The sequence below is a fragment of the Microbulbifer sp. ABE4_465 genome, assembly GCF_056160765.1.
Genome location: NZ_JBSWXV010000002.1, coordinates 70,058 through 81,518 on the forward strand (window position 1 = coordinate 70,058; position 11,461 = coordinate 81,518).

The 11,461-nt window shown below is 56.1% G+C and carries 10 protein-coding genes; all 10 read left to right on the forward strand.

Annotation, left to right across the window (positions count from 1 at the left end):
• The first annotated feature begins 20 nt into the window (after positions 1 to 20).
• Positions 21 to 2,525: a DUF4861 family protein gene (locus tag ACXAG1_RS04035; RefSeq protein ID WP_475119001.1), complete on the forward strand. Its 2,505-nt coding sequence runs from the start codon at positions 21 to 23 to the stop codon at positions 2,523 to 2,525.
• A 210-nt stretch (positions 2,526 to 2,735) separates the two neighbouring features.
• On the forward strand, positions 2,736 to 3,578 hold the full coding sequence (gene kduI / locus ACXAG1_RS04040; RefSeq protein ID WP_231758659.1) for a 5-dehydro-4-deoxy-D-glucuronate isomerase: 843 nt from the start codon (positions 2,736 to 2,738) through the stop codon (positions 3,576 to 3,578).
• 148 nt (positions 3,579 to 3,726) lie between these two features.
• Positions 3,727 to 4,518, forward strand: coding sequence for a gluconate 5-dehydrogenase (locus tag ACXAG1_RS04045; protein WP_475119002.1), 792 nt, complete (start codon positions 3,727 to 3,729; stop codon positions 4,516 to 4,518).
• A gap of 685 nt (positions 4,519 to 5,203) precedes the next feature.
• Positions 5,204 to 5,938: a TonB-dependent receptor plug domain-containing protein gene (locus ACXAG1_RS04050; RefSeq protein WP_475119003.1), complete on the forward strand. Its 735-nt coding sequence runs from the start codon at positions 5,204 to 5,206 to the stop codon at positions 5,936 to 5,938.
• 32 nt (positions 5,939 to 5,970) lie between these two features.
• Positions 5,971 to 6,723, forward strand: a complete 753-nt coding sequence (locus ACXAG1_RS04055; RefSeq protein ID WP_475119004.1) for a hypothetical protein — start codon at positions 5,971 to 5,973, stop codon at positions 6,721 to 6,723.
• Between the two features lie 251 nt (positions 6,724 to 6,974).
• On the forward strand, positions 6,975 to 7,148 hold the full coding sequence (locus tag ACXAG1_RS04060) for a periplasmic nitrate reductase, NapE protein (protein WP_475091581.1): 174 nt from the start codon (positions 6,975 to 6,977) through the stop codon (positions 7,146 to 7,148).
• An 86-nt stretch (positions 7,149 to 7,234) separates the two neighbouring features.
• Positions 7,235 to 7,621 carry a chaperone NapD gene (locus ACXAG1_RS04065; RefSeq protein WP_475091582.1) on the forward strand — a complete coding sequence of 129 codons (387 nt, stop codon included), beginning with the start codon at positions 7,235 to 7,237 and terminating at the stop codon, positions 7,619 to 7,621.
• Between the two features lies 1 nt (position 7,622).
• The gene (napA, locus tag ACXAG1_RS04070) at positions 7,623 to 10,124 is read left to right on the forward strand and encodes a nitrate reductase catalytic subunit NapA (RefSeq protein WP_475119005.1); all 2,502 of its coding nucleotides are present in this window, start codon (positions 7,623 to 7,625) and stop codon (positions 10,122 to 10,124) included.
• 42 nt (positions 10,125 to 10,166) lie between these two features.
• Positions 10,167 to 10,655 carry a nitrate reductase cytochrome c-type subunit gene (locus ACXAG1_RS04075; protein WP_475091584.1) on the forward strand — a complete coding sequence of 163 codons (489 nt, stop codon included), beginning with the start codon at positions 10,167 to 10,169 and terminating at the stop codon, positions 10,653 to 10,655.
• A 19-nt stretch (positions 10,656 to 10,674) separates the two neighbouring features.
• Positions 10,675 to 11,364: a cytochrome c3 family protein gene (locus tag ACXAG1_RS04080; RefSeq protein ID WP_475091585.1), complete on the forward strand. Its 690-nt coding sequence runs from the start codon at positions 10,675 to 10,677 to the stop codon at positions 11,362 to 11,364.
• Positions 11,365 to 11,461 lie beyond the last annotated feature (97 nt).

Below are 11,461 nucleotides of genomic sequence, written 5' to 3' on the forward strand. Positions count from 1 at the left end.
CCGAATTTGTGGAGATGTCTGTGAAACTGTTTGATCAGTCCAAAAGCAAGCTGGGTCTGAATGCCCTTGCATTCGCGCTCACCGCGGCGACCCTGACTGGCTGTGGCGACAAAGCCGCGCAGTCCCCGCAAGAAGCAGCGGCACCGGTTGCAGAAAAGCCCAGCGCCATCGCTAACCTGGAACTTTCCAACCCTTCAGATTTCCCGCGCCTGGACGAAGCGGTTTACCTCAGCTTCTACGAACTCGGACTGAAAGCCGGTTTTGCCTCCCCGATCGCAGTGTGGAACCAGGCGGAACAGATTCCCGTACAGACCATCGACAAAGATGCCGATGGCAGTAAAGACGGCATCCTATTCACTGTAGATGTTGCCGTTGATGAAACCCTTAAACTGCGTATCGCCGAAGCCGATGCGCCGGTAGAAGGCGAGAAACGCACCCAGGCCGAAATCTCCCACAAGGTGGGTGGCGAATGGGTTGAGCGTGAATACAAGGGTGGCAGCTTCCAGAATGTAAGCTCCCTCTCCGTGCCTGAAGAGCACACCGACCACTCCTACTTTATCCGTTACGAAGGCCCCGGTATTGAATCCGACCTGGTGGGTTACCGCGTGTACCTCGACTGGCGTAACGGCTTCGATATTTTCGGCAAAAAAGTGCAGACCCCGGTACTGCAGGGCGTAGGCCAGGACGGATTTGATTCCTACCACGAACCGGCTGACTGGGGCATGGACGTGCTGAAAGTGGGCAGCTCCGTGGGCGTCGGCGGCTACGGCTACTGGGACGGTGAAAAAGTCATTCGCGTGAGCGACGTGCAGGACTGGCAAGTAGACATCGCCGAAAACGGTGAGCTCTACTCCTCCTTCAAAGTGCAGTACCAGGGCTGGAAACCCACTGCCGACCTGCAGACCGATCTGACCGCGGTGCTGTCCATGCACGCCGGCAGCCGTCTGGTGGAAGTGAATGCAAAAACCAGTGAAGAACTGGACAACCTGGTAGCCGGTATCGTGAATCACGAAGGCACCGAGTTGATCGTGGGTGACACCGATATTACCGGCCACGCCTACACCTATATTGGCACCTACGGCCCGCAGAGCCTGGATGGCGCCAACCTGGGTATGGCGGTGATTGCCAAGAACAAGGTGATCAAGGAAGCCACCACCGACGAGCACAACCAGGTGGCGATCCTGAAACCCGCGGGCAATGAAGTGCAGTACTACTTCCTCGCTGCCTGGGCCAATGAAGCAAAAAGCGAACACGGCCCCATCACCACCAAGGCCGAGTTTGAAACCTACCTGAAGCAGGAAGCGGAAAAGCTCACCATGCCGCTGCGGCAGCGTCTGACCACTGCCGCCAGCGTTGCCGAAACGGACCAGCCGCTGACCGCGGATGTTGCGTTGGAGTGGAGCAAAAAACTGGCGGACTCCGAGCTTGAGCGCAAAACCCTGGATTACCGCTTTGGTGGTTACGACCACATCCGCAAGCGTCCGTCCTACTTCGAGTACACCACCGGTATGGTGATGCAGGCCTACGACGAGCTCAACGCAGTTGCGCCGGAAACCCGCTACGCGGACGCCGTGGAAACCGTGATGGGTTCCTTCGTCAGCGAAGATGGCAGCATCAACGGTTATGTGCAGGAAAAATACAATATCGACAGTGTACGCGCCGGCACCATGCTGCTGCGCATGTACGAGCGCAATCAGAGCCCGGTCTACAAGAAAGCCGTGGATACCCTGTTTGAGCAACTGGAACACCACCCGCGCACCAGCGCCGGTGCCTTCTGGCACAAAAAAATCTATCCACACCAGGTTTGGCTGGACGGCGTCTACATGGGCATTCCGTTCCTGGCGCACTACGAGCAGCTGATGCACGAAGAACCCAACGTGGAAGAAGTGCTGGCCGAGTTCAAACTGGTGAACGAAATCCTGAAAGACCCGGAAACCGGCCTCTTCTACCACGCCTGGGACGAAAAGCGGCAGCAGGTCTGGGCAGACAAGGAAACCGGTCTCTCCGGCTACCACTGGGCCCGCGGTATGGGCTGGCTGGCCATGGCGCTGGTGGATGTACTGGACTTTATTCCCGAAGAGAACACCGAAGAGCGTCAGTACCTGCTGAGCATGATCGCCGAAATTGCACCGGTGATCGAAAAATACCAGAACGCGGAAACCGGTACCTGGTGGCAGATCATCGACAAGCCGGGCAAGCGTGGGAACTACCTGGAATCCACCGCCAGCACCATGTTCACCTACTTCTACGCCAAAGCGCTGAACCAGGGTTACCTGCCGAAAGAGAAGTACCTGGCCACCGCGAAAAAAGCTTACCAGGGCCTGCTGGATGAGTTCGTACAGGTACACGCCGACGGCACCATCAGCATCACCGATATGTGCCAGGTGGCCGGCCTCGGCTTTGGCCGCGACGGCAGCTACGAGTACTACATGAGCGAGCCAATTTATGACGACGACCCCAAAGGCACCGCGCCGTTTATCACTTCCGGCGTCGAGATGTACAAGCTGTTGGAATCTGAATCTTAATTAACGCATAACGATTGGGTGCTATTAAATGGCACCGTGGCGGCACTGCTGTCCGGTCCCCTTTCGCGAGACACGCCGTGAACCCATCCCTGGGGGCTCTTCTAAAACGTCCCTGTTTTAGAAGGTCTCGCGAAAGGGGCCCGGCCATCAGCGCCTTCGCATTTGACTCCTGTGACCAATGGGATCGTTGAAGTACTACTGGGAATGAACATGACAACTCTATTTGAAGAGCGCTACGCCAGTCACCCGAGTGACTATGTGAAGTACGATACCGACCGCCTGCGCAAAGAGTTTCTGGTACCGAAACTTTTCGAGGCGGATACGGTTCGCCTTACCTACACCCATGTAGATCGCATGATCGTTGGCGGCATCATGCCGGTGGAGAAAACTGTACAACTGGAAACCGTCGAGGAACTGCGCTCCGAGTATTTCCTAGAGCGCCGCGAGATTGGATTCATCAATATTGGTGGAGCCGGGACCGTGGAGGTCGATGGCACGGTACACGAGATCGGTCACAAGGAAGCGCTCTACGTGGGGCGTGGTTCCGTCGAAGTGAAACTGAATAGTGCGGACAAATCCAATCCGGCCAAGTTCTACCTGAACTCCGCGCCGGCACACCGTGCCTATCCAACGGTGAAAGTCAGCAAGGCCGACGCGAATGTTATGGAGCGGGGCGCCAGTGAAACCTGCAACCAGCGGGTAATCAACCAGCTGCTGGTACACGGTGTTATCGAGACCTGCCAATTGCAGATGGGGATGACCGAGCTGGCGCCGGGCAGTGTCTGGAATACCATGCCGGCCCATACCCACAGCCGCCGCATGGAAGCCTACATGTATTTCAATGTGCCGGAAGATCAAGCGGTATGCCATTTTATGGGCCCGCCCCGGCAGACCCGTACCATCTGGATGCACAATGAGCAGGCGGTGATCTCTCCTACCTGGTCACTGCACTCCGGCGTAGGTACCGCCAACTACACCTTTATCTGGGGGATGGCGGGTGAAAACCTGGATTACGATGATATGGATTTTGTGCAGCCCCACGAGTTGCGTTGATCCATTTCCCAACTGGATCCCGGATCAAGTCCGGGATGACGAAGAATTCTTTTCGGCGTCATACCGGCGAAGGCCGGTATCCAGAAATTACCGAACATCCGTAGGGTAGATAAACGCAGCGGATCTACCAAAAGAATTGGAGTTAACAATGTCCAAGTCACTGTTTGACTTAACCGGAAAACTCGCCCTGGTCACCGGTGCCACCCACGGCCTCGGCATGGCCATGGCGGAAGGCCTCGGCAACGCGGGTGCCAAACTGGTGATCACCGGTCACTCCTCCCAGGAAAAGCTCGACGGCGCCGTAACGCAATTGCGTGAAAAAGGCTACGACGCCCACGGCTACCTGTTCAACGTCACCAATGAAGACGAAGTGAACGAAATGGTGCCGGTGATCGAGCAGGAGCAGGGCCCGATTGATGTGCTGGTCAACAACGCCGGTATTATCCGCCGCGTACCGCTGCTGGAAATGGAGCTGTCCGAGTGGAACAAGGTTCTGGAAACCAACCTGACCGGCGTGATGGTAATGAGCCGCCCGGTGGTGCGCCGTATGATCGAGCGCGGCGCGGGCAAGATCATCAACATTTGCTCGATGATGAGTGAGCTGGGTCGCGACAGCGTGTCCGCTTACGCAGCCTCCAAGGGCGGCCTGAAAATGCTGACCCAGAATATGGCGACGGAGTGGGCGCGTCACAATATCCAGGTGAACGGTATTGGCCCAGGCTACTTCGCCACCAGCCAGACCGCGCCGATACGTGTCGACGGCCACCCGTTCAACGATTTCATTATTGGCCGTACACCGGCGGGCCGCTGGGGCAACCCGGAAGACCTGCAGGGCGCCGCGGTGTTCCTGTCCAGTGACGCGAGCAATTTCGTCAACGGCCAGGTGGTTTACGTGGATGGGGGTATCCTCGCCACCATCGGCAAGCCCAGCAATGAGTAATTGAGTGATATCTGGATACCGCGGCACACGGCGAATTCTCCGGTGCCGCTGTATCCAATCTTAGATTTGTGCTTTCCGTAGCCCTACCGGGTTACCAATGTCTTTCCAAGGCTGTACCTCAGCCGATTGTTTGTTGCTTTCAGCTTTCGTTTTCGAACGAGAGAGAGGGCGGAGAGGGGCAACCCCTTTCTGTATTTGCCCTGTGAAAGCGGTATGTGCGTAGCGTTTTCTTGATCGGTACTCAGGGTTCCGGGGCGAGCCCGTGGTTTTGTTTTGGTTATCGGGTATGCGGGCCCGTCAGTTGCGTAAAGTTTTTTCAGTGTTTGTAGGTACCTGAACGGCATTCTTCCGTCTGCGGAGGTGCGTCTGTGTTCGGAGGTTTTCCGGTGTCTGGCATTTGCAGTGAAGTGGTTGAGTCGTTGCACGGTCGAGGGTGCCGGGAAAAATTTTGACGTAGAAACAAAACCCGGCAAAAGCAATAACGCTAATCCGCCGGTTTTATGAGAGAAGGGACTAGAGATGAGTAACTACACAATAAAACCACTTGTTCTGGCCATGGCCATTGCTTCCCCTGCGTATGCCCAGGAAGTAGCCGACAAAGACACACAACTGGACAACCAGGTACTGTAAGAGATCGCCGTAACCGGCTTCCGCCAGTCCTTGGAGCGCGCTGGATACCAAACGTATGAGCGCCAACAACACCGACAGCATTATCGCCGAAGATATCGGCAAAATGCCCGACCTGAACCTGGCGGAATTCCTGCAGCGGGTTCCTGGCGTGGCGATTTCCCGCGAAGGCGGTGAAGGCCGCAATATCACCGTGCGCGGTTTCGGCCCGGGCTTTTCCCGCACTACCCTGAACGGTATGGAAGTACCGGCGAGCACCGGTGGTCTGGATTCTTCCGGCGGTGAAAACCGCGGGCGGGATTTCGACTTTAACGTGTTTGCGTCCGAGCTGTTCAATCGCATCACTATCCACAAGTCACCAGTGGCATCTGTGGAAGAGGGCGGCCTGGCGTCGACGGTCGAGCTGTCTACACCGCGCGCCTTCGAAAAGCCCGGACAGAACGTTTCCTTCGGCGGCCAGCTGACCGCAGACAATTTCTCCGGAGAATCCAATCTGCGTTTTACCGGTATGTACAGCAACACCTTTATGGACGATAAAGTGGGTGTTCTGTTCAGTACAGCCTATTCCGAGCGCAATGTGCGTCAGGAAGGTTTTGGTTCCGTGCGCTGGACCGGTGCCGCCAGTAATGGCGGTCGCAGCTGGGCGAATACCGATGCGGAGACCATCATTAACGGTACCCCGAACCCCGGCGCAAACTACCCGGGTGAAGCCATTGATCAGGCGCAACAACTTGATTACATGTGGGTGCCGCGTCTGCCGCGTATGGATTCCTTCAACCGCGATCAGACCTGACCGGCTCCGTGCAGTTCCGCCCCACCGAAACTATGGAATTCACCCTGGATGTATTGAATTCCAACCTGCAGGCGGATGTGACGTCATACAACTACTTCGCGCAATTCCGCAACACCTTCGGCAGTATCTCCCCGGTGGAAGTGACCCTGGATGACAGCGGCCGCTATATCGTTGCCGGTACCTTCGATAACGTGACTCCGCGCTCCGAGAGCCGCGGCCAGTTCAGCGAATCGGATTTCACCCAGACCGTGCTGACCGGTAAATTCGATCTCGCCGACAATATGCGCTTGAACCTGATGTATGGCAATGCGGTTTCCGATCACGTTGAAGAGCAGTATCGCTACAATATCACCGCCGCCGAGGGCCACCGCTTTACCTATTCTTTCGAGGAAGATGGTGATATCGCCGAGATGTCCTATGGCTTCGATATGCTCGATCCATCCAACTACGTATGGTCTGGCCCGACCCTGCGTCACGAGGAAGTGCGTCGTGAAAACGACACCTTCCGTGCGGACTTCACCATTGAAGACGACAATTCCAATATCAAAACCGGTCTGATCTGGAACAGCCGCGAAGTGGATTCCCAGTTCTGGAATCCCACCGAGGGCACCATTACCCAGCCGGGCTCGGTGACCGCAGAACTTACCGCAAACCTGGCGGATGTGATCGACGGCTATGGCGATGGCATCAGCGCGCCGGGTGGATCCCCCACCAGCTGGCTGGTGGCGGATTTCAACCGCGCCATGGCGCGCATAAATGAGAGTGCCGCCATTGAATGCAGTTAGTTGTAATTCTCATTTCCGCATATCTTTAAGGCCGGGCTTTGCCCGGCCTCTTTTTTTCCTTTCCGAAGGCTTTCCCGCATTTTTCTTTTCATTCTTCTTATGGGATGACCAGCCCTTTCTAGACTCAAAAAAGGATGCGCAAACTGGCGCCGAGGTCTCTGTTCCTAAAGGAATATGAACAGTGCTGCAAACAGCCATTGTTTATATCCGGTGCCAGTCCATATTCATTTCGTAATGAACAGGGTGACCCCTTGGCAGAGCAAAAATCGGTAACCACCAGCGAGCAGCGCAAGCGTGAAGGGCGTTTGGTGCTGTTTATCCTTGTGTTCCTGTTTCCCATCCTCGCTGTGGCCATTGTCGGTGGTTATGGTTTTACGGTGTGGATACTGCAGATGATTTTCGGTCCGCCCGGACCGCCGACCTGACCGCCTTTCCTCAATCAACCGAATTGCCGCTTGAAAACCCGGGTCGCATCCAGTGTGAACCGGAAAATGAATACGAGAGAAAACGGATGACAGACGTCAAATCGAGTCATTGCCATGACGGTCAAAACCCTGTGGAAAGCGTGCATATCGTCAGCCTGCTGGTACATGTGCGACCGCAGTTTGTGGAATCAGTCAGTCAGTGGTTTGACTCGCAAGCCGAACTGGAAATCCACCTGGCTGACGAGGCCGGCAAGCTGGTGGTGATTGTGGAAACCCGCGACCACCACCAGATCAATCCTCTGATCGAAACCATCAAAGACCAGCAAGGCGTACTGAATGTGGTGATGGTGTATCACGAGGAGTTGTCGCTGGCGGATATCGACGACGAGCTGGCCGAGGACGCATCGACAGAAGCATCGGTAATGAACGAACGTGACGCCGCGCAACCGGTAAAAATTGTGGGAGAAATGTGACATGGCCATCACCCGACGTGAATTTACCAAAGCCAGTGCCGTGGTGGCCGCAGCAACGGCTGCAGGTTTGGCAGTACCGGCAAAAACCCAGAACCTGGTGAGCAAGGGCGGCGCCAATGAGTTGAGCTGGAACAAGGCACCCTGTCGCTTTTGCGGCACAGGTTGCAGTGTGATGGTGGCCACCAAAGACAACCGGGTTGTCGCTACCCACGGGGATATCAAGGCGGAAGTGAATCGCGGCCTCAACTGCGTGAAAGGCTACTTCCTGTCGAAAATCATGTACGGCAGTGACCGCCTGATGAAGCCACTGCTGCGCATGAAAAATGGCAAGTACGACAAGACCGGGGATTTTGCCGAGGTGTCCTGGGATCAGGCCTTCGACATCATGGAGCAGAAATACAAAGAGGCGATCAAGAATCACGGGCCAGAGTCTGTGGGCATGTTCGGTTCCGGCCAGTGGACCGTGTGGGAAGGCTACGCAGCCAGCAAGCTGATGAAAGCCGGCTTCCGCACCAACAATATCGACCCCAACGCGCGCCACTGTATGGCCTCTGCCGTTGCCGGGTTTATGCGCACTTTCGGTATCGACGAGCCCATGGGATGCTATGACGATATGGAGGCCGCTGACGCCTTTGTATTGTGGGGCTCCAATATGGCGGAGATGCACCCGATCCTCTGGTCGCGGGTGACCGATCGCCGATTGTCCCACCCCGGCTGCAAAGTCGCAGTACTTTCCACCTATGAACATCGCAGTTTCGAGCTGGCGGATATCCCCATCGTATTCAATCCGCATTCCGATCTGCATATCCTGAATTTCATTGCCAATTACATTATTGAAAATGGCAAGGTCAATCAGGAGTTTGTCAAAAAGCATACGCGTTTTGTGCGCGGTGAAACCAATATCGGCTATGGCCTGCGGGATGATGATCCGCGTGAGAAAAAGGCCACCGGGCGCGACAAGGCGAATGCGTGGGAGGATATGACCTTCGAGGAGTATGCGGATTTTCTGAAGCCCTACACGCTAGAGAAAACGGCCCAGGAAACCGGTGTTTCCAAAGAACGCCTCACCGCACTGGCTGAGCTTTACGCCGACCCGAAAACCAAAGTGATGTCTTTCTGGACCATGGGCTTCAACCAGCACACCCGCGGTGTCTGGGCCAACAATATGGTCTACAACATTCACCTGCTTACCGGCAAAATTTCCAGCCCTGGTAACAGCCCCTTCTCACTCACGGGTCAGCCTTCTGCCTGCGGTACCGCGAGGGAAGTTGGTACCTTTGCGCACCGCCTGCCTGCAGACCTGGTGGTGACCAATCCCAAGCACCGGGAGACCGCAGAAAAAATCTGGCGTCTGCCCAAGGGCACCATTCCGCCGAAGCCGGGTTTCCACGCAGTTGCCCAGAGCCGCGCACTGAAAGACGGCAAGCTAAAAGTTTACTGGACCCAGGCTTCCAACAACGCCCAGGCCGGCCCCAACCTGATGCAGGAGTTACTGCCCGGTTGGCGCAACCCCGATACCTTCGTGATTGTTTCCGACGTCTACCCAACGACATCCGCGCAGGCCGCGGACCTGATTCTCCCCACGGCCATGTGGGTAGAAAAAGAGGGTGCCTACGGCAACGCGGAGCGGCGCACACAGTTCTGGCATCAGCAGGTAAAAGCGCCGGGCGAAAGTAAGTCGGACCTGTGGCAATTGGTGGAATTCTCCAAGCGCTTCACTACTGATGAAGTCTGGCCGGAAGAATTAAGCAAAGTGCGCGGCTACAAGGGCAAGACCCTGTACGACGTGCTGTTTGCCAACGGCCATGCCAACCGTTTCCCCAACGAGCAGCGGGACAAGAGTTTTGCCAACGACGAGGCCGATGCCTTCGGGTTTTATATCCAGAAAGGCCTGTTCGAAGAGTACGCGGAATTTGGTCGCGGCCATGGTCACGATCTCGCGCCATTTGATGTTTACCACAATGTGCGCGGTTTGCGCTGGCCGGTGGTGAACGGCAAGGAAACCCGGTGGCGTTTCCGCGAAGGCTACGACCCCTATGTGAAAAAAGGTGCGGGCGTGCAGTTTTACGGTAACAAAGACGGTCGCGCACGTATTTTCGCACTGCCCTACGAGCCACCGGCGGAATCTCCGGATCAGGAATATCCCTTCTGGCTGTGTACCGGCCGCGTACTGGAGCACTGGCATACCGGCTCCATGACCCAGCGGGTGCCCGAGCTGTTCAGTGCTGTGCCCTACGCGGTGGTGTATATGCACCCGGACGACGCCCAGGCCAAGGGGTTCCGTCGCGGCAGTGATATCAAGGTCATCAGCCGGCGCGGCGAAATGATTGGGCGGGTGGAAACCCGTGGCCGCGCGCGGCCACCCAAGGGGCTGGTGTATGTGCCGTTCTTTGATGCCCAGCGGCTGATCAACAAAGTGACTCTGGATGCGACGGACCCGATTTCCAAACAGACGGATTTCAAAAAGTGCGCCGTGAAACTGGAACTGGTTTCACTGGCCTGAGTGGGCCAGCCCGAGAAGCAAACTTAGAACTGAGTAGCGATCATGAGCAGAAAGCAGGTATTTTCCATCGCCGTCGCCCTTGTCGTTTTTGTATGTGGCCTGGCAACCATCGCGGAGCAGTTTCCGGCAACGCCGGGGCCGGACGGTATTCGGAAGGGCGGCACCCTGTTTGAAGAAAATCCGGCCCCGCAGCTGGCGGATCCGGTGAATGCCGACGGTAGGCGAGTGCGCGCATACCCGGAGCAACCGCCCACGATTCCCCATACCATTCGGGACTATCAAATCAACAAGAATGTAAACCGCTGCCTGGAATGCCACAACCGTATCCAGACCGGTGTGAGCGGCGCGCCGATGATCAGTATCACCCACTTTATGGATCGCGATTTTCAGGTGCTGGCGGATGTGGCGCCGCGTCGATACTTCTGTCTGCAGTGTCATGTTCCGCAAACCAAAGCCAAATCATCCGTCGGTAACACCTTCAAGGATGTGGATATTCTGATGCGCAATCAGAAACAGCAACCTTCCCAGTAACTGATCCGGGACCTGAGCGATGATTAACTGGATTAAAGGCTATTGGCATACCCTCAGCCACCCGGCCACGGCTTTCAGCCTCGGCTTTCTGCTGTTGAGTGGTTTTATCGCCGGGATTATTTTCTGGGGCGGATTCAATACTGCGCTGGAAGTATCGAATACGGAAAAATTCTGTATCAGTTGCCACGAGATGCAGGACAACGTGTACGAAGAGCTGAAAGGTACCATTCACTGGACCAACCGTTCCGGTGTGCGCGCCACCTGTCCGGACTGCCATGTACCCCATGAGTGGACCCACAAGATCGCCCGTAAAATGCAGGCCTCAAAAGAGGTGTGGGGCAAGATTTTCGGTACCATTAATACGCGAGAGAAGTTTCTCGACAAACGCCTGGAGCTGGCGCAGCACGAGTGGGCGCGGCTGAAGGCCAACGACTCGTTGGAGTGCCGCAACTGCCACGACTTTGAGTATATGGATTTCAGTGTGCAGAGCGCCCGTGCGCGCAAGATGCATTCCACCGAGCTGGCAACCGGCAAAGCGACGTGTATCGATTGCCACCGCGGTATCGCGCACCATCTGCCGAATATGCAAAACGAAGATGCCTGGGGGCCGGATAATCCCGCCCATGATGCCAGCCGCTTCGGCGAAGACAACCCGCTGGGGCAGGACAAGGAATCGGGCGATCAGAAGCCAAAGCCGAAAGTGCATTAATGTTTGAGGCATAAAAAAATTCCGCAGCACAGGCTGCGGGATTGAAATTGACAAACTTTTGATTCCCGAAGGAAAGGCCGGCATTACTGAAGCTGGA

Coding starts and splice junctions, on each gene's coding strand:
- kduI (WP_231758659.1), top strand. CDS start 2,736: ATGACAACTCTATTTGAAGAGCGCTACGCCAGTCACCCGAGTGACTAT.
- ACXAG1_RS04045 (WP_475119002.1), top strand. CDS start 3,727: ATGTCCAAGTCACTGTTTGACTTAACCGGAAAACTCGCCCTGGTCACC.
- ACXAG1_RS04050 (WP_475119003.1), top strand. CDS start 5,204: ATGAGCGCCAACAACACCGACAGCATTATCGCCGAAGATATCGGCAAA.
- ACXAG1_RS04055 (WP_475119004.1), top strand. CDS start 5,971: ATGGAATTCACCCTGGATGTATTGAATTCCAACCTGCAGGCGGATGTG.
- ACXAG1_RS04065 (WP_475091582.1), top strand. CDS start 7,235: ATGACAGACGTCAAATCGAGTCATTGCCATGACGGTCAAAACCCTGTG.
- napA (WP_475119005.1), top strand. CDS start 7,623: ATGGCCATCACCCGACGTGAATTTACCAAAGCCAGTGCCGTGGTGGCC.
- ACXAG1_RS04075 (WP_475091584.1), top strand. CDS start 10,167: ATGAGCAGAAAGCAGGTATTTTCCATCGCCGTCGCCCTTGTCGTTTTT.
- ACXAG1_RS04080 (WP_475091585.1), top strand. CDS start 10,675: ATGATTAACTGGATTAAAGGCTATTGGCATACCCTCAGCCACCCGGCC.